The organism is Luteolibacter luteus (assembly GCF_012913485.1).
Lineage (GTDB): Bacteria > Verrucomicrobiota > Verrucomicrobiia > Verrucomicrobiales > Akkermansiaceae > Haloferula > Haloferula lutea.
The window spans coordinates 983052-999778 of the sequence record NZ_CP051774.1; the positions used below are offsets into that span (position 1 = coordinate 983052).

Consider the following 16727-nt stretch of genomic DNA (forward strand, 5'->3'; position numbering starts at 1 on the left):
TCCCATGAAACTCCCTCTTGTCGCATTCGCCACCTCCGCGTTCCTGACCGGAGTCACCCCCGCCCAATTCGAAACTCCCGCGCGCGCCGCTTCCATCGAAGTGCGCATCTGCCAGGTCGATCTGGATGTCGCGCTCAAGCACTACGAAAAGCTTCAGACCATGCTCCGCGAAACCCGCCTCGAGCGCGATTTGCAAGGAAGCTCCCTCGGTCCCAACAATCCGGAGGTCGAGCTGACCACACGCAAAATGGAGGTCATTCAGAGGTCCCTCGCCGAACTCAAAGTCGAGATCCAGGACCTCAGCGCGCGGCTCGAAAAAACCACCCCGCGCCCCAGCGGTTTACAGACCCGCTGATGGATTTTCCATGTAACACGGTGCCGCTTTTCCGGTAGGGTTCTTCGACATGCCCTCCCCATCGGAGAACTCCCGGGTCTCTCTCTTCCTCACCACGCGCTGGACGCTGGTGGGAGACGCCGCTTGCGGCGAGGACAGCCGGGCTGAGGAAGGTCTCGCGCAGCTTTTCCAGATCTACTGGCCGCCGCTCTATCGCTATGTCCGGCGCAGCGGTCGCCAAGAACAGGATGCCGAGGACCTCGTCCAAGGCTTCTTCCTCCACCTCCTCGAGGGCAAGGGCCTTGGCTCCGTGGACCGCGAGCGTGGCCGCTTCCGCGCATTCCTGCTCGCGGCACTGAAAAACTACCTGGCCAACGAATGGCGACGCGATCACCGCCAGAAGCGCGGCGGCCTCATCACCCATCTCTCCATCGATTGGCGCGATGCTGAAACCGGCTTGGGCATCGAACCGCCGGACGACCGCAGCCCCGACAAACACTTCGACCGCGAGTGGGCCATCGCCCTCCTCGACAAGGTGCTCGATGATCTGGGGAACGATGAAAAGGACCAGGATTTCACCCGCTGGAAACCCTTTCTCAGCATGAGCAGCGATCGCATTTCCTACACCGCGATCGCCAAGGAGTTCGGAATGAGCGAAGGTGCTGCACGAGTCGCCGTCCATCGCCTGCGCAAACGCTACCGTCAACGCCTCCGCGATGAAATCGCGCGAACCCTTACCACCGACGACCTGGTGGATGAAGAGATGCGCGCCCTCTTCGCTGCGCTCACCGGACAGTAATCACCCGCCCTCTCCCACCCACGGTTCCTTGGGAGCCTTTTCCTTGATCGCCGGATCCTCGATTTGCTCTCTCAGCGCTGCGAAAACTTCCTTCTCATGGGTGTACTCCAAGACACCGCTGATGAAGCGATCCCGATTCTCCCCGGAATGAAGAGTCTTCATGCTCTGCAGCAGGTCATCGGAACTCGAATGCGCCGCCCATTTCCGGCCCGCCTCCCGCAAGGCAATCTGCCGGAGGTCATCCCGATCAATGGCTCCCAGCTGCTCGACCTGAAGTCCCGGATCGGACCGTCCCACCTCGTATGACAGCTGTTGGGAGATAAAGTAGCCGACCTCCCTCTCCGGTATAAGCCGCCACAAATCACGGCGGTCCAACTCCTCCAGAAGCTTCACGACACCTTCCCCGCTCGCATCGCCATCATTGTTGCTGACGGCGCCTGTCACGAGCCGCAACGCCTCCGGCAGCAGCTCCTCGGGAACCTCATCCAAACGATCGAGTGCCTTCTCCATCGGCAGGATGCTGATCTCTTGGGAGACCCACTGGGGAAGAAGTGCCTCCTTCAATTTGGGATCATTCTCCTGATCATAAAGCGTCCGGAAATCCCCATCCGCCAGTTCGAGCTGTCGACCCACATAGGCATTGCTCATCCCTCGATAAAGCCCTTTGTCCCACAGCTCGCGCATCTGGCGGAGTTCCTCGGCATTCATCATCTGGCACTCCTCGAACAAGGGATCCTCCATGTATTTCTCACCCTCCGCAGCCCGGGCCAGCAAGACATCCCGCCGACCGGCGTTCCGCATCGTGTAGACCCATCGCTTAATCACGGTTCGGCGGTTCGATCCGTAGCTATCCGACGAGATCCAATCCCAACTCTGCAGAGGTTGCCGGACCATTTCCTCGGCCAGCGCCGAGGACACCCCGCCACTCCAGTTGTTCAGAGCCATCCGGAATCGTGCGTAGTGCTGCGGAGAGAAGAAGTGGGCTATTGCCCCCCGGAGATCCTTCCGGATCCATTCAATCATCAGCGCATCTCGTGCGTCCTTGTAGTCGCTCCCCTTCAGATCGCTGGCATCCAACTCAACCAAAAGTCGCCGATAGGAATTCACTCCGTCCTCCTCGCCACGCAAGCGCGACTTGGATCCGGCCCGCTTGGCATTCAGGCTCTCGCCTTCCGGCCCGCTCGCCCCTACGGCTGCCGCATCCGGTCTGCTCGCGAAGAACACGAGCAGGTGGGAACAAACCAGCAACAAACCAAAAGCCACGATCTTCCGGTTCATTGTCCACGCTCCTTCCTTTTGGAGGCCAGCTTGCGCTTGAGCGCGCCGTCCGGAAGCTGTCGGTAGATTTCCTCATAGACCGCGGGTTCCTCTAAGCCCCGATAAAGGAAATTCGAACCCAAGCGATCCAAGAGCGGCTCCGAAAGTTCCTGATAGCCCCCGAAGATGGCGGCATAGACCTCACCGGGATGCGCCGTCTCGGAACTGGACGAGTTGGATTGGAATATCGCCTCCGCGAGTTCCATCCAGTCGGGCCGCGTCTCCTTCAGCCATTCCATGGTCTTGACCGGGTCCACGTTGAAGCTCGCCAACGCCGCGGTGCTCAACAAAGGCTGCGAGATCTTCTCGCTACCCGGGACCGTCTCCATGAGCTTCTCATAAAGACCGGCTGGGGCCAGCGTCCCGCGAGCCACTTCCGTCTGCCATTCCTCAAGGTCCGGCGCCACGATCTTCCATCCGTCTCCCCGGAAGGTGTCACGGGTCTGCAAGAAACTGATGGCGTTCTGCTTCTCCTGCTCCTTCGCGATCGTTTCGGCAAAGAGCTCCGGGGTTTCCTTCACCAGTTCGAGGCGTTCTCCAGCCGCATTCTCCTGGGCCGCCCACTCGCTCGGCTTCAATTTCCTCTCCAACGCAGCCAGTGCCTCCGGAGGGAATCCTGCCTCCCTTGCTTCCTCCTGCAGCGCGGCAACATCGGTTTCCTGCGTAATCGAAATCCCGCCCAGAAAAGCCACCGCACCGGCCTTGTCGAAAAGCCCGATCGCCTCTCCAAGATGACCGCTCAGTTGCTCCGCATTCCAGCCGTAGCTGAGGAATTCCAAGCGATCCTTCTGTCGGGTAAGACCCGCCGCAGCCTCCAAAGCGGAATCTACCTTTCCCTGCTCCCACACCGACTCCCACGCCGTCATCAGCAAGAAGCGGTTCGCTTTGGGAGAGAGGTCCAAGTAGCGCTGTAGATTGGCCAAACCTTCTCTCTTGAAATGCCGGGTAATCTCCCCGCGAAAGTACCAATGCCCCGTTCGCATCCCATCCTGAGCCTCCTTCAACGCGGCCGCCGGATCCCGCTCGAACCACGCCCCAAAGGCCGCGATCACTTCCGCGTTTGGAATCCCTCCCTTGTTGATCGTCTCCCTCACGAGCCTGACCAAATCATCTTCCTGACGAATCCGGCTCCGGGCTTCTTCAATCCGGGCGTCCAGCGTTCTCTCGTCCTCCTGTTTCTTCCGATCCGCCGCAGCTTTCTCGGCCCGGTAGGCAGTGAGGATGTGGCCAAGCTCCGACTTCGCCTGAACCCGAGCTTCCACCGAGGAATCAGGCACGTCGCGCAGCCCTTGCCGCGGCGAACGGCTCCCCCACCACAGGGCGACCCCATGACTGGCGAAGAGGAGAACGATAACGAGGAGACGCCTCATGAAACCATGAATGACAGGGCAGCCCGGGGAGGCAAGGCTACCTCGCTGCATACGCTCCATCTCCTTTCAATCTGCCAACAAATTCGGTAACAAGCCCGCACGGATGGCAATGAGCAGACCAAGATGAACGCGACCCCATCCAGCCTCTGCCCCGAGTGCGGAAAACAGCTCCCGGCAAGCAGCCCGCACGGCGTCTGCCCCGCCTGCCTGATGGCTCAGGCCATGGCATCCCGGACCATCGACCCGGGACGGGAAAACGAGCAGCAATCCTCAGCCCCGGAACCCGGCGAGATCGCCGACCGCTTTCCCCAGTTCGAGATCTTGGAATGCCTCGGACGAGGCGGTATGGGCGTGGTCTACAAGGCTCGCCAGAAATCCCTGAACCGGGTGGTCGCGATCAAGATCCTCGCTCCCGAGCGAGTCAAAGACCTGAAGTTCGCCAGCCGCTTCGCCCACGAGGCCGAGCTACTTGCGAGGCTGAATCATCCGCATATCGTCACCATTCACGACTTCGGCGAGACCGGCGGGCTCTACTACCTCGTGATGGAGTTCATCAACGGCGTGAACGTGCGGGACCTGCTACGCGAGGGGAAAATGGCGCCCGAGCAGGCACTCGCGATCGTCCCTCCCATCTGCGAGGCCCTCCAGTTCGCCCACGACCACGGCATTGTCCACCGGGATATCAAGCCTGAGAACATCCTGCTGGACCGGGATGGCCGCGTGAAGATCGCTGATTTCGGCATCGCCACCATCGCAGGAGATTCCGCGGACCGCTCCGGCACGCCGGCCTACATGGCACCGGAGCAGGCTGCGCATGCCACCAGGATCGATCACCGAGCGGATATCTACGCACTCGGCGTGGTTCTCTACGAAATGCTCACCGGTGAGCGACCCTCTTCCTCTCCGCTCGCGCCTTCGAAGCGCGTGCAGATCGACGTCCGCTTGGACGAAGTCGTCCTCCGCGCCTTGGAGCAGGAACCCGAGCGACGTTTCCAGACCGCGGCGGATTTCCGGACTTTCGTCCAAAGCGTCGCGCATAGCCCTGCCCCTGCGACGCCGGCATCCTCTCCGGCCTTCAACGCATGGCAACGTCTCGAAGGCGTCGACTACCGCTCCAAGCGTGAGTTCATGGGACTGCCTCTCGTCCACATCGCTTCGGGGATGGACCTGCAAACCGGGAAGCGCCGCATCGCTCGCGGCTGGCTGGCAGTGGGAGACACCGCGATCGGGGGCATCGCGTTCGGCGGTGTCGCCGTGGGTGGTTTGGCCTTCGGAGGATTGACGCTCGGGATCGTCGGATACGGCGGCTGCGCGCTCGGCGTGATCGCTTTCGGCGGACTTGGGATCGGGCTGCTCGGTGCTTTCGCCGGACTTGCCATCGGCGGAATCGCCGCGGTGGGAGGCATGGCGATCGGCTACTATGCCCACGGCGGCGGCGTGGTCGGGGAATATGTTCTCGGCCCGATGAGGAAAGACCCGGAAGCCATCCGTTTCTTCCAACCATGGGCAAACGCGGCCCTCTCCAGCTTCGGATTCTGGAACAGCATCATCATCGCGTTCAGCATCGCGATCTCGGCCGGGCTTCCGGTATGGGCGAGGCTGAAGAAATCCAAACAACCCGGTCAGCCAGCCCCACCGCGTTCTCCGCTTGTCCCCGCTGAAAAGAAATCGGAGACTTGGAAGCTGATCCTCCACTTCGCACCAGCCCTGCTGCTCATCCTCGCATGGTGGACCTCCGGCCTGGAGGAAGGAGCGATCTTGATTCTAAGTTCGGTCCTCGTCGCCGTGCTGGTCCTCCGTGCGCTCCATAAGAAAAAGAGCTCCCCGCCTCCTCCCTGAGATGAAGCGGCTTGCGAGATTGCCACGGTTGCTGGCGAATTTGTCACCCAGATCGGGGGACCATGCAGCGTAGTATGCGCTCCATGAAAACACGCCGGCGCTTCATCCAATCCCTCGCAGCCACCGCCACCTTCCCTCTTCCTGTGATCGCCGCGGACGGATCTAACAAAAAGCTCCGCATCGGCCTCATCGCGGACATCCACAAGGACCTCGTGCCGGACGCCGATGAACGACTGAAGGCATTCATCGATGCCATGAACTTGGAGAAGGTCGATGCCGTCATCCAGCTCGGCGACTTCTGCCAGCCGAAGCCGAAGAACCAAGGCTTCCTGGAAATCTTCCACGGCTTCCCGGGACCAAAGTATCACGTGCTTGGCAATCACGACATGGACGGCGGCTTCAAGCGCGAAGAAACCGTCGCCTATTACGGGATGGAGAATCGCTACTACTCCTTCGACATGGGCGGCTGCCACTTCGTGGTCCTGGACGCGAACGACAAGCCGGAGGGCTGGAAAAGCGGCTACCCGCATTTCATTGCCAAGGATCAGGTCGATTGGCTGGCCGCAGATCTGGCGGCCACAAAGCTAAACACTTTCATCTTCTCTCACCAAAGCCTGGAGCGCCCGGCCTGTATCGACAATCAGGAGGACGTCCGCCGCGTGATCGAAGAGGCCCGCACCCCGGATGGCAAAGCGAAGGTCGCCGGATGCTTCAACGGCCACTGGCACATCGACCACTGCCGCCGTATCAACGGCATTCCCTACGTTCACATCAACTCGGCCTCCTACTTCTGGATGGGTGGCCAGTACCGCCACGACCGGCTCGACCCCGAACTCGCCAAGCAGTTTCCCGCACTGGCGAGCAGCGGGCCCTACGTGAAGCCGCTCTTCACCGTGCTGGAAATCGATCCCGCGCAAGGCAGCTTCACTATCCGGGCAATGAAGTCGGAATGGCAAAAGCCATCCCCTCAGGACCTGAACTACCAAAGCACGGACATCGAGGCGGACTTCATCCGCGCCGAAATCCGGGGAGTGGATTCGAAGGCAATCTAAGCACCTGCAAAACCTCAGCGTCCCCCGCCCTGCTCCAGATCCACGAAGTGGCGGCGGGAGGACAACAGGTGCTTGCGCATCGCCTCGGCAGCTTTGTCCGGCATGCTGGCTTCGATTGCCTCCAAGATGTCGCGATGGCCGTCGATGACAGGGGTGGACCAATCGCCATCGCCCCGGTTCGCCTGCGCGTATTCGATGCAGCGCTTCTCCAAGGCACCAAGCAGGATCGAGTAAATGCCATTGCCCGAGCCCCGGGCGATCGCCAGATGGAAGGCGATATCCGCCTTGCTGAACTTGTCCTTGGCACCACGGACCTTCTCCATGGTGTCGAGAATACGGCGCAACTCCCGGATCACGGCCTCGCCCGCATTCTTCGCGGCAAGACGCGCACACTCCGTCTCGATGAGAATGCGGAAATCGATCAGCTCCAGGAAATCACTCTCCTCAGCCAGGACCGAATAGCTCTCCACGGCATTCCCGAGGGACTCCAGGCTTGGATCGGCAATATAGGTGCCGGAGCCCTTGAGGGTGCGCAGGAGGCCGCGGCCACGGAGCTGCTGGATGGCTTCGCGGATCACCGTGCGGCTCACGCCGAAGCGCTCGCACAACTTCTCCTCCGATGGCAGCCGGTCTCCCGGCGGCAGCTTGCCAGCAAGCACTTCCTGCTCAAGTTCTCCTGCGATCTGGGCGCTTCTCCGTTGCACGCCCGAAAGTTAGACCTGCATCCGCGAAAGCTTCCAGTGGAAAGCAGGACACTTTCCCGGATGACGCGCAGCTTCTGTCATGCATGATGGCTCGCATGCTCAAGAGCGGAATCCTCAATCCCCATGTTCTAAGCCTTCTCGCGCGGATTCGTCATACAAATACGCTGGTAATTGCTGACTGGGCATTTCCTTACTGGCCGGAGATCGAAACCGTCGATATTTCCCTCACCATGGGGATTCCAACCGTCTTGGATGTGTTGGACCTGATCACGCCTAACTTCAAGGTTGGGCGGATTTGGCAGGCCGAAGAGTTCCTCGCGACCAATACCCCGGAAAAGATCGATGCCTTTGCCAAGTCCTTCGGCTCGATCCCCCTAACCCGCGAACCTCATGTCGATTTCAAGAAGCGGGTCCCGAAGGCGATCGGCTTGATTCGCACCGGCGATCCGAATCCTTACGGCAATATCATCTTGGAATCCGAGTGATGAAGACTGCCGTCACACTCTGCCGGGTGCCAGAGATGGCAGCCGGTCCCTTCGTCTTCCATGACGAACTGCCCGTCGCCTTCGCGAAAGCCGCGGCCTGCGGATTCGATGCCGTGGAACTCTTCTTCGCCGGGCCTGACGAGGTTCCGGTAGAAACCATCCGCGAGCTCTGCCAAGGACACGCACTCGGTGTAGCCGCCATTGGCAGCGGTGCCGGGATGGCAAAGCATGGATTATCCCTTACCGATCCATCACAAGAGAAGCGTGCCCAAGCCCTCGATTTCATTCTCGGGATGGTCGATTACGGAGGAAAGCTCGGCGCTCCCGTGATCCTCGGCTCGATGCAGGGCAAGTGGGGCGGCGAAGTCTCCCGCGCGCAAGGCCTCGGCTTCCTTGCCGCCGCTCTCAAGCACATCAACGAGGCTGCGGCCAAAGCTGGAGTTCCTTTTCTCTACGAACCCCTCAACCGCTACGAGACGAACCTCTTCAATCGCCTTGCTCCTGCCGCGGTGTTCCTCGAACAACACGACCTTCAGAACATCCTTCTGCTGGCCGATCTCTTCCATATGAACATCGAGGAACCCGACTTGGCCGCCGCTCTCATCGAAGCTGGCCCACGGGTAGGCCACGTTCACTGGGCAGATTCGAATCGCCTCGCCATGGGCAGCGGCCACACCGACTCCGAGGCCGTCATCGCCGCACTACGAGGCATCTCGTACCAACGCTACGTTTCCGCGGAAATCTTCACCAACGGGGATCCCGAAGCCGCTGCCCGGCAGACCAGGGAATCAACCCGCAAATTTGGAATCTAGCAGGATGAAAGCCGTCCAATTCACCCAGCCCGGAGAAATCCGTATTATCGATCTTCCTGAACCCTCTGCTCCCGGCCCGGGCGAAGCACTGGTGCGCACCCATAGCATGGGCATCTGCGGGACGGATCTCTCCGGCTATCTCGGGAAGATGCCATTCTTTTCCTATCCCCGCATCCCGGGCCACGAGTTGGGCCTCGAAGTGCTTTCGGTAGGCGACGGTGTCGAGAATGTGAAGGCAGGGGACAAGGTTTCCCTGGAGCCTTACGTCAATGATCCTGCTTCAGCCACCAGCCTGAAGGGCTCATCGAATTGCTGCCCCGGCGTGCAGGTGCTGGGTGTCCATCAGGACGGTGGCTTGCGAGACTCATGGATCGTCCCTGCGCGGAAGCTGCACGCGGGAAATCATCTCTCCTACGACCAACTCGCCTTAGTCGAGACTCTGGCCATCGGCTTCCACGCGGTGCAGCGGGGCAATCCCCAGCCGGGAGAAACGGTCTTGGTCATCGGCGCCGGGCCCATCGGCTTGGCCTGCCTCGAATTCCTGAAGCTGATGGATCTACGGGTGATCGTCATGGACATGGTCCAAGGCCGCCTCGATTTCTGCCGGGAGAAGCTCGGCATCCCGCATGGCCTGCTGGTCCGCGGCGATGGCACGGAACTGCCCGAACTGGAAACCATCACCGGCGGTCAACTCGCCGACGTGGTGATTGATGCCACCGGCTCCGCGGCATCGATGTCGAACTGCTTTCAATACGCCGGTTTCACCGGGCGCATCGTCTATGTCGGCATCACCACACAGGAGCTGAAATTCCCGCACGCTCCGGTTTTCCATCGCCGGGAGCTCACGCTGCTCGCATCCCGCAATGCACTCCCAAAGGACTTCACCCGGATCATCGAGCTGATTGGTGAAGGAAAGATCGATACCGACGCTTGGATCACTCATCGCATCCCCTTCGCCGAGGTGCCCACCGGATTTGCCCGCTTTACCGATCCTAATGTCGGTGCGATCAAGGTGATCATTGATCTATGAAAATCGTCCTCGGAGGAGTCAGCGGCAGCGGCAAGACCACCATCGGCGTCCTTCTGGCCGAACAACTCGGCTATGAGTTCGCCGACGCGGACGGCTTTCATCCTCCAGAGAACATCGCGAAGATGAGCGAGGGCACTCCTCTCACCGATGAAGACCGCGCGGGCTGGATCGACGCTTTGGGGACCTATCTTGCGAGCCATCAGAACATCGTTCTCGCCTGCTCTGCCCTAAAGAAGATCTACCGCGACCGCCTCCGGGCCTTGGGTGGTGAGGTGAGATTTATCATTCTCACTGCTGGACGCTCCACAATTGAGGATCGGATGGCGGAAAGAGAGCACTTCATGCCTTCCAGCCTTCTAGATTCCCAACTGGCGACCTTGGAATTGGGCGAAGACGTGACAGAGGTGGCGAACGACGCCAGTCCGGAGACAATCGCAGCCCGCGTCGTCGAAGGGCTCCAGATTCTCCCGCAAGCTCCGTGATCCTTGCGCCGGACCGCAAGATCGGCTAGCCCGTCCCGTGCGCAGCATTCTCATCACCGGCGGAAATGGCGGGCTCGGCCTCGGCATCGGACGCTACTTTCTGGAAAAGGATCCCGAGGCGAAAGTCTGGCTCGGAGTGCGTGCGAATCGCACGAACGCAGAAGCGCTTGTAGGGGAATTCCCTGACCGCTGCCAGCTGGTAGAGCTGGAGGTGACCTCCAAGGAAAGTTGGGAGGCCGCCGTGGCGACAGTCCTCGAAGTAGATGGCCGGCTCGATGTGCTGGTGAACAACGCCGGAATGCACCGCGATGGCCTGCTGGCCACGATGGAGGACGACGCTTGGTCCTCCGTAATTTCCGCCAATCTCGATGCCGTCTTCCTCGGCTGCCGCGCCGTCATCCGTCCGATGATGGGCCAGCGCTTCGGCCGGATCGTCAATATCGCCTCGCTCAGCGCCGTCCTGCCCCCGCTCGGGCAGACCAATTACGCGGCCGCGAAAGCCGGGGTGGTCGCGCTGACCCAGACGCTGGCAAAGGAAGTCGCCCGGGCCGGGATCACCGTGAATGCCCTTCTCCCCGGCTATATTCAGACCGAGGCCCTCTCCCACATGGACGAGGAAGCCGCCAAGCGGGCCAAGGCGGGAATCCCGATGCGCCGCTTCGGGACCCCTACGGAAGTGGCATCCGCGGTGTTCTTTCTCGCTTGCCAGGATGCGGCCTACGTCACAGGGTCCGCCCTGAAAATCGACGGCGGCATTTTCTAACAGACTCAGAATCATGGCACAAGGCGCGGAACTGCGGCAAAAGATCAAGGAAGTGATGGTCGAGGAACTGATGCTCGACTTCGACGCGGCGGAGATCGCCGATGAAACCGCGATCTTCGGTGCCGGCGGCCTCGGCCTCGATTCCGTGGACGCCCTCCAACTGGTTGTCGCGATCGAAAAGCACTTCGGCCTCAAGATTGCCGACGCGGAGAAAGCCAAAGGCGTGCTCCAGAGCGTGGAGACAATTGCCAAGGCGATTGAGGCGAAGGGCTGACCGAGGAATGACGAATGTGTCCTGAGGAAGACAGCCGCCATCCCGGATCCGCCATTTCATGAAGAAGTGGCTGCTTTTCTTGCTGAAGCTGGTCTTCACGATGGGCTGCCTGTGGTGGGCCTTTTCGGGGATTGATTTCAAGCATTCCGCCCTCGCCCACCCGGGTGACCTCGATTGGCGATGGATCGCCGGAGGCGTCCTTCTCGGTGGTGCCACGGTCGTGCTTTCGGCGGTGCGCTGGTGGCTGCTGCTGCGCGCCCAAGGCATCCAGGTCACGCTCTGGCGTATCACCGAACTCACCCTGATCGGCAATCTATTCAATCTCTTCGCCGTCGGCGGTGTCGGCGGCGATGCCGCGAAGATCTTCCTTCTCATCCGCGATCACCCGGAGCGAAAGCTCGCGGTGACGATGACCGTGATGATCGATCACCTCGTGGGGCTCGCGGCGATGGCCATTGTATTCTTCGCCATGACCGCGGGACGCTTCCAAGCTTTGGAAGACCAGAGCGCCCTCGGAAAGGGTGCCATCAAGTTCGCCTGGTTCTTCTTCGGCGGGGGTCTTGCCTTCATCGCCTTCCTCTTCCTGATGGCCAGCCCCTTGGTCCACGGCCGCATTCATAAGCCGGACCGCAAGATGAAATGGGAATTCCTCAAGCGGGTCCCCGAAATCTACGATGTCTATCGTAGAAAATGGGGCCTCGCCCTCATCGCGCTGTCCACCAGCGCATTCATGCTTCCCGTCTACTACGCCACTTTCTGGTGCGGAGCCCGCTCGATCGCGGGAAATGTGAATCTAGGCCAGGTCTTCACCGCCATGCCGGTGGTAGATGCGATCAGCGCCATGCCGCTCTCCGTCTCAGGCATCGGCGTCCGGGAAAAGACCTTTGAGATCCTCATGAATGACCTCGCCGGACTCCCCGCGGACGTCGCGGTTTCCGGTTCCCTCATTGGATTTGCCTGCAGTCTTGTGTGGGCAGCTCTCGGTGGCATTCTCTTCCTTCGTCCGGGGGACCGGACGTCGATGAAGCAGATCGAAGAAGCAACCCAAGCCGAAGCATGAACGGCCTGCCACCAGAGCCCGGCCACGATCCCGGACTGGCCGTCTGCCTGTCCTCTTCGTTTTTCGGCTACTATGCCCATCTTGGCCTTCTCAGCGCCATGGAAGAGCTCGGCTTGCGGCCGGGCCGGATCGCCGGTGCCTCCGCGGGTGCCATGGCCGGCGGCCTCTGGACCGTGGGCCTGCGCGGCGAGGCACTGGAGAAAATCATCTACGATTTCCATTTCCGCCGCGCCTTCTTCGACCTGGGTGCCTTCTACCGCTGGCCGGGAATCCTGACCGGTCTCGCCGGAAGCGGACTCCTCTCCGGGGTGCGCCTGCGTCGCTATCTGGCCCGCCGCATTGGCACCCCCCGGATCGAAGAATTGCGTGGCCCCAAACTCGAGATCGCCGTGGCAAATCTCACGAAAAAGCGGAGCGAGATCCGCGGCCGCGGGCCCCTGAATGATTTCCTCATCGCCAGTTGCGCGATGCCGGTGCTCTTCAAACCCCAACGAATCGACGGTGAGAACTTCCTCGATGGCGGCGTGGCAAATGAAACCCCCTTCGAACACTGGCTGGAAGATCCCTCGATCCACACGATCGTGGTCCATCGTATCCAGCACTCCTCGGACATCCGCGGGCTTCCTTGGGAAACACCTGGCGGAATCATGGGAGCCTGCCACGCGGTCGCATCCAATGAGCTCTTCGATCACCGCGTCCGGCGTGCGGAGGAATTGGGCAAAACCGTGATCCTTCTCGAAACCAGACACGATCACCCGGGCCTGCTCCACGGAGATCGCTCGCGAGGCTTCTTTGCGGCGGGCCAAGAGACCGCGCGCCGCCGCTGGACCAAGCCGCTCACACCTCCAGCACCTGCCCCGGCACTTGCCGCCGGCGGCGCGACACGAGCAGCCGCAGAAGCAGCCCGCTAAGCGTCAGCCCGATCAGGCCGCCAGCAAGCCATACGGTTCGCGGCACCGGGATCCGTGCTTTGAAATGAGTCACCAATGGCTCCCTCATGGCATCGCCTAAGCTCGAATCCCATTTGAGTGTCTTCCCCTCATCCAGCACCTCCGTCGCATTCGTTTCACTCGCCTCGGTTGGCAAATGGATGATGTAAACGAGGCGGCGATCCCGACGATCCGCCTCGCGGACCGCAAAGCTTGCGAGCCCAAGTGCCTCCCGCACGCGGATGGTCCGCACGAAATCGATATCGAGGCCTCGCCGGTGAACCTCGAACTTTCCCGCGAGATCCACCGCAGCCGTCGGCATGGAACTGAAACCACCGCTATTTTTCAGATCACGCAGGGCGAGCACGGAGTCGGTCGACAGTTTTACTTCGACCGTGGCACGCTCCCCGTCGTCTTCGACACGCAACCCGTCGAGCCTTAGCTTTAGCTGCTTCTCGATCGCCTCGCGGATCTTTGTCTCCAGCGCCTCATTGCCACCGGCAAGCTTCACCGCCGAGCAGGGCACCTGATAGGTCAGCACGGCCCTTCCCGCGCCATCGCTTTCGATCCAGACCTCCTCCTTGATATCAAAGCACGAGCATGCCAACAGACATGCGATGCCCGCCAGAAGCCGAAGGAATATTGCCGGAAGCTTGCACATCGGCGCTAGGGTCTTCACGCTTTAGCCGCGATGCTGCGCGTTGTAGAGCCCGAAATCATCGACCAATTGCCACCTGATCACCCTGATGTGATCCGCAGTCGCAGGGATCTGAAGGTCATCAATTTCCTCATGGGAAACGAGCGCTGGATCACCCGGAAGATTGCGGAGTTTCCCTCGGCTCGGAACAAGGGAGTGCTCGAAATCGGTGCCGGTGAAGGCACTCTTCTCGATCGGCTCGCCAAGAAATACCCGGATATCCCGCTGACCGCCTGCGATCTGGCACCCCGCCCCCCTGGACTCCAGGGCCAGATCAAATGGGACCAGCGTGACGTGTTTGAAAGCCTCTCCTCCAGCCCCGGTGGTATCCTGGCTGCCAATCTCTTTCTTCATCACTTCGAATATGAGGAGCTGGAGCGATTCCGTCCCCACATGGAGAAATTCGATGTCATCTGCATCAACGAACCCTACCGGACACAACAGACGCTCATGGATGCCAAGTTCATGCTCCCTTTCGTCGGTCGCGCCACGAAGCACGACATGATCGTCAGCATCAAGGCCGGCTTCCTCCCGGGAGAGCTGCCCGAGCGGCTCGGACTCGATTCTTCGAGGTGGAAGCTAAGCGAGGAAACTTCATGGCGCGGGGGACTGCGCGTGCTAGCTTGCCGGGCTTGAACAAGGCGGTGACCATCGCAGGAGGAGGCTTGGCTGGGTTGTCGCTGGCGGCTGGTCTGCGTACCCGCGGCATCCCGGTGACCGTGCATGAAGCCGGAAGCTATCCCCGACACCGGGTCTGTGGGGAGTTCATTTCCGGCGTGGATGAAGCGACCCTTGGTAGCCTCGGCATCCCGGATGTGCTGAAAGACGCCACGCCTTGCAGCAGTGTCGCATGGTATCGCGAGGGCCGGAGGATCCATGACGGTCACCTCCCCCGCCCCGCTGCCGGCATCTCGCGCTATCGCTTGGATCGTTTGCTTCATGATCGCGCAGCTTCACTTGGAGCGGAAGTCATCGAGCAGTCACGGCAGCCTCGTGAAGTTCGGGAAGGTCTCGTCTGGGCCGCCGGACGTATTCCAGCCCGCAGCCGTTGGATCGGACTGAAGCTTCATTTCCGGCATCTCGCGATGGACTCCGATCTGGAGATGCATCTTGGGGCCAATGGATACGTCGGCCTCGCCCGGATCGAAGATGCTCGCGCGAATGTTTGCGGACTCTTCCGCGTGGACCGCTCGCTCCGCGGCTCCGGCATCGAGCTTCTCGCAAGCTATCTTCGCGAAGGAGGTAATGCCGCTCTTGCCGAACGCTTGGGAACCACGGACTGCGATTCTTCATCCTTCTGCGCGGTCGCCGGCTTCTCGCTCGGCCGGCAGAAAGCGGAGCAGCACCTTTGCACCATCGGCGATGCGGAGAGCATGATCCCGCCCTTCACCGGAAATGGCATGAGCATGGCCTTTGAAGCAGCGGAACTCTCACTCGATCCTCTCGAGCGATGGAGCCGGCAAAAGATCGAATGGGACACGTGCCTCGCTGAAATCCGCACCCGTCTGCAGCAGCGTTTCCGCAAGCGCCTCGGCGCGGCGCAAGCTCTTCATCCCGTCCTGCTCAGCCATGGTGGCCGCATGTTCATCGAATCGATGGCTCGTGCCCGTATCTTGCCTTTCCGCCCGCTCCTCGCCCTTGTCCGCTGATGTTCCTGGAATCCATTGCCACTGCCGTCCCGCCACACCGCTACACCCAGCCCGATTGCCTTGCAGCGCTCAAGGACACACCCGCGTATGCCGGGCTGAAGCCACGTTCCCGGGCGTTGGTGGAGAAAATCCTCGGCAACGGGGTCTCCGGGATCGCGACACGGAGCTTCTGTCTTCCTGAGATCGCACCGGTGGTGTCCCAGGATGCGCAGGCTCTGAACGAAAGCTTCGAGCGTGAGGCCCCCCTGCTTGCGGCAGAGGCCCTGCTCCCCGCCCTGGAGAAAGCGGGCATCTCCGCCGCCGATCTCGATGCCCTCTTCATCTGTACCTGCACCGGCTATCTCTGCCCTGGCATCACCAGCCACGTCGCCGAAAAGCTCGGGCTACGAGACACGGCGTACTTGCAGGATCTGGTGGGACTCGGCTGTGGCGCGGCGATTCCCATGCTGCGGTCAGCAGCAGGCTTCCTTGCCGCTCACCCGGGAGCCAAGGTGGCCACGGTAGCCGTGGAGGTTTGCTCCGCCGCTTTCTTTGCGGATGATGATCCGGGCGTGCTCATCTCGCTCTGCCTCTTCGGCGATGGCGCTGCAGCGGCGATTTGGTCGAACCAACCGGCCGACGGGAAATGGCAGGCCGGTCACTTCACCACCGTCCACAAACCCGAGCAGCGCGAGAAGATCCGCTTCGTGAATGCCGGCGGAAAACTCCGCAACCAACTCGACAAGGCGGTGCCAGGGCTCGCCGCGGAAGCGGTCGCCGAACTCTATGCGAAACGCAGCGAAGAACCCGACCGCATCCTTACCCACTCCGGCGGCCGTGATGTGATCGATGCGCTGGAAGCCGTCCTCCCGATGTCACTCGGCGATACACGCGAAGTCCTCCGCGAACACGGCAACATGAGCAGCCCTTCCGTCCTCTTCGCTCTTGATCGGGCGCTGGCCTCCGCCAACGGCGACCGCAGGATGTGGCTAACGGCCTTCGGTGCCGGCTTCGCCGCCCATGCCTGCGAAGTCTGGCGCTAGGGCCCGCATCACGCGTGGTGCCCGGGAGCGCGGGCCTCCGGCCCGCAGAAAAAGTTCTGAAAGCACGCCGCGCTCCCGTTCTCCTCCGAAAAGGCCTGCTCCTCCTTCG

The 16727-nt window shown here is 61.2% G+C and carries 19 protein-coding genes; 15 read left to right on the forward strand and 4 right to left on the reverse strand.

What is annotated here, in order from left to right; translation table 11 throughout:
- The first annotated feature begins 4 nt into the window (after positions 1-4).
- Complete coding sequence (locus tag HHL09_RS03875; RefSeq protein WP_169453172.1) at positions 5-355, forward strand: hypothetical protein; 351 nt, start codon at positions 5-7, stop codon at positions 353-355.
- Positions 356-404: 49 nt separating this feature from the next.
- Positions 405-1133, forward strand: a complete 729-nt coding sequence (locus tag HHL09_RS03880) for an RNA polymerase sigma factor (protein WP_169453173.1) — start codon at positions 405-407, stop codon at positions 1131-1133.
- Here the strand turns inward: HHL09_RS03880 and HHL09_RS03885 are convergent, their stop codons facing one another.
- Both HHL09_RS03885 and HHL09_RS03890 read right to left on the reverse strand, forming a co-directional pair.
- The gene (locus HHL09_RS03885; protein WP_169453174.1) at positions 1134-2411 is read right to left on the reverse strand and encodes a hypothetical protein; all 1278 of its coding nucleotides are present in this window, start codon (positions 2409-2411) and stop codon (positions 1134-1136) included.
- A complete protein-coding gene (locus HHL09_RS03890; RefSeq protein ID WP_169453175.1) occupies positions 2408-3820 on the reverse strand; it encodes a hypothetical protein in 1413 nt (470 codons plus the stop codon). Before HHL09_RS03890 ends, HHL09_RS03885 begins: the two co-directional genes overlap by 4 nt.
- A gap of 123 nt (positions 3821-3943) precedes the next feature.
- Between HHL09_RS03890 and HHL09_RS03895 the strand changes: the two genes are divergently transcribed.
- Together HHL09_RS03895 and HHL09_RS03900 are read left to right on the forward strand one after the other, a co-directional pair.
- Entirely contained in the window at positions 3944-5659 is a 1716-nt protein-coding gene (locus HHL09_RS03895; protein WP_169453176.1) for a serine/threonine-protein kinase, read from the forward strand.
- 83 nt (positions 5660-5742) lie between these two features.
- Positions 5743-6711, forward strand: coding sequence for a metallophosphoesterase family protein (locus tag HHL09_RS03900; RefSeq protein ID WP_169453177.1), 969 nt, complete (start codon positions 5743-5745; stop codon positions 6709-6711).
- A 14-nt stretch (positions 6712-6725) separates the two neighbouring features.
- On the opposite strand, the gene HHL09_RS03905 is transcribed toward HHL09_RS03900, so the two are convergent.
- Complete coding sequence (locus tag HHL09_RS03905) at positions 6726-7415, reverse strand: FadR/GntR family transcriptional regulator (RefSeq protein ID WP_169453178.1); 690 nt, start codon at positions 7413-7415, stop codon at positions 6726-6728.
- A 95-nt stretch (positions 7416-7510) separates the two neighbouring features.
- Between HHL09_RS03905 and HHL09_RS03910 the strand changes: the two genes are divergently transcribed.
- Genes HHL09_RS03910 through HHL09_RS03945 form a run of 8 tightly spaced genes read left to right on the forward strand, consistent with a single transcriptional unit; the run spans position 7511 to position 13232 of the window.
- On the forward strand, positions 7511-7900 hold the full coding sequence (locus HHL09_RS03910; protein ID WP_169453179.1) for an RbsD/FucU domain-containing protein: 390 nt from the start codon (positions 7511-7513) through the stop codon (positions 7898-7900).
- Entirely contained in the window at positions 7900-8712 is an 813-nt protein-coding gene (locus tag HHL09_RS03915; RefSeq protein WP_205760976.1) for a sugar phosphate isomerase/epimerase family protein, read from the forward strand. Before HHL09_RS03910 ends, HHL09_RS03915 begins: the two co-directional genes overlap by 1 nt.
- Positions 8713-8716: 4 nt before the next feature.
- Positions 8717-9742: a zinc-binding alcohol dehydrogenase family protein gene (locus HHL09_RS03920; RefSeq protein WP_169453181.1), complete on the forward strand. Its 1026-nt coding sequence runs from the start codon at positions 8717-8719 to the stop codon at positions 9740-9742.
- Positions 9739-10224 carry a gluconokinase gene (locus HHL09_RS03925; protein ID WP_169453182.1) on the forward strand — a complete coding sequence of 162 codons (486 nt, stop codon included), beginning with the start codon at positions 9739-9741 and terminating at the stop codon, positions 10222-10224. The genes HHL09_RS03920 and HHL09_RS03925 overlap by 4 nt, the downstream gene beginning before the upstream one ends.
- Before the next feature lie 37 nt (positions 10225-10261).
- Entirely contained in the window at positions 10262-10987 is a 726-nt protein-coding gene (locus HHL09_RS03930; RefSeq protein WP_169453183.1) for an SDR family oxidoreductase, read from the forward strand.
- Positions 10988-11000: 13 nt separating this feature from the next.
- On the forward strand, positions 11001-11261 hold the full coding sequence (locus HHL09_RS03935) for an acyl carrier protein (RefSeq protein WP_169453184.1): 261 nt from the start codon (positions 11001-11003) through the stop codon (positions 11259-11261).
- 58 nt (positions 11262-11319) lie between these two features.
- Complete coding sequence (locus HHL09_RS03940; RefSeq protein ID WP_169453185.1) at positions 11320-12321, forward strand: lysylphosphatidylglycerol synthase transmembrane domain-containing protein; 1002 nt, start codon at positions 11320-11322, stop codon at positions 12319-12321.
- Complete coding sequence (locus HHL09_RS03945) at positions 12318-13232, forward strand: patatin-like phospholipase family protein (RefSeq protein WP_169453186.1); 915 nt, start codon at positions 12318-12320, stop codon at positions 13230-13232. Before HHL09_RS03940 ends, HHL09_RS03945 begins: the two co-directional genes overlap by 4 nt.
- Here the strand turns inward: HHL09_RS03945 and HHL09_RS03950 are convergent.
- Positions 13159-13929 carry a hypothetical protein gene (locus HHL09_RS03950; RefSeq protein WP_169453187.1) on the reverse strand — a complete coding sequence of 257 codons (771 nt, stop codon included), beginning with the start codon at positions 13927-13929 and terminating at the stop codon, positions 13159-13161. The two genes, HHL09_RS03945 and HHL09_RS03950, sit on opposite strands and share 74 nt — an antisense overlap.
- Positions 13930-13941: 12 nt before the next feature.
- On the opposite strand from HHL09_RS03950, the gene HHL09_RS03955 reads away from it, so the two are divergent.
- From HHL09_RS03955 to HHL09_RS03965, 3 genes are read left to right on the forward strand one after another with little or no spacing between them, the layout of a single operon-like run.
- Complete coding sequence (locus HHL09_RS03955; protein WP_169453188.1) at positions 13942-14583, forward strand: class I SAM-dependent methyltransferase; 642 nt, start codon at positions 13942-13944, stop codon at positions 14581-14583.
- Positions 14544-15596, forward strand: a complete 1053-nt coding sequence (locus tag HHL09_RS03960; protein WP_169453189.1) for an NAD(P)/FAD-dependent oxidoreductase — start codon at positions 14544-14546, stop codon at positions 15594-15596. The genes HHL09_RS03955 and HHL09_RS03960 overlap by 40 nt, the downstream gene beginning before the upstream one ends.
- Positions 15596-16618, forward strand: a complete 1023-nt coding sequence (locus tag HHL09_RS03965; RefSeq protein WP_169453190.1) for a type III polyketide synthase — start codon at positions 15596-15598, stop codon at positions 16616-16618. Before HHL09_RS03960 ends, HHL09_RS03965 begins: the two co-directional genes overlap by 1 nt.
- The last annotated feature ends 109 nt before the right edge of the window (positions 16619-16727 follow it).

Excerpts from the sequence above, each read along its gene's own strand:
- HHL09_RS03965 (WP_169453190.1), top strand. The coding sequence starts at position 15,596 with ATGTTCCTGGAATCCATTGCCACTGCCGTCCCGCCACACCGCTACACC.
- HHL09_RS03875 (WP_169453172.1), top strand. The coding sequence starts at position 5 with ATGAAACTCCCTCTTGTCGCATTCGCCACCTCCGCGTTCCTGACCGGA.
- HHL09_RS03900 (WP_169453177.1), top strand. The coding sequence starts at position 5,743 with ATGAAAACACGCCGGCGCTTCATCCAATCCCTCGCAGCCACCGCCACC.
- HHL09_RS03915 (WP_205760976.1), top strand. The coding sequence starts at position 7,900 with ATGAAGACTGCCGTCACACTCTGCCGGGTGCCAGAGATGGCAGCCGGT.
- HHL09_RS03920 (WP_169453181.1), top strand. The coding sequence starts at position 8,717 with ATGAAAGCCGTCCAATTCACCCAGCCCGGAGAAATCCGTATTATCGAT.
- HHL09_RS03890 (WP_169453175.1), bottom strand. The coding sequence starts at position 3,820 with ATGAGGCGTCTCCTCGTTATCGTTCTCCTCTTCGCCAGTCATGGGGTC.
- HHL09_RS03910 (WP_169453179.1), top strand. The coding sequence starts at position 7,511 with ATGCTCAAGAGCGGAATCCTCAATCCCCATGTTCTAAGCCTTCTCGCG.
- HHL09_RS03945 (WP_169453186.1), top strand. The coding sequence starts at position 12,318 with ATGAACGGCCTGCCACCAGAGCCCGGCCACGATCCCGGACTGGCCGTC.
- HHL09_RS03925 (WP_169453182.1), top strand. The coding sequence starts at position 9,739 with ATGAAAATCGTCCTCGGAGGAGTCAGCGGCAGCGGCAAGACCACCATC.
- HHL09_RS03935 (WP_169453184.1), top strand. The coding sequence starts at position 11,001 with ATGGCACAAGGCGCGGAACTGCGGCAAAAGATCAAGGAAGTGATGGTC.
- HHL09_RS03880 (WP_169453173.1), top strand. The coding sequence starts at position 405 with ATGCCCTCCCCATCGGAGAACTCCCGGGTCTCTCTCTTCCTCACCACG.
- HHL09_RS03885 (WP_169453174.1), bottom strand. The coding sequence starts at position 2,411 with ATGAACCGGAAGATCGTGGCTTTTGGTTTGTTGCTGGTTTGTTCCCAC.
- HHL09_RS03895 (WP_169453176.1), top strand. The coding sequence starts at position 3,944 with ATGAACGCGACCCCATCCAGCCTCTGCCCCGAGTGCGGAAAACAGCTC.
- HHL09_RS03960 (WP_169453189.1), top strand. The coding sequence starts at position 14,544 with ATGGCGCGGGGGACTGCGCGTGCTAGCTTGCCGGGCTTGAACAAGGCG.
- HHL09_RS03940 (WP_169453185.1), top strand. The coding sequence starts at position 11,320 with ATGAAGAAGTGGCTGCTTTTCTTGCTGAAGCTGGTCTTCACGATGGGC.
- HHL09_RS03955 (WP_169453188.1), top strand. The coding sequence starts at position 13,942 with ATGCTGCGCGTTGTAGAGCCCGAAATCATCGACCAATTGCCACCTGAT.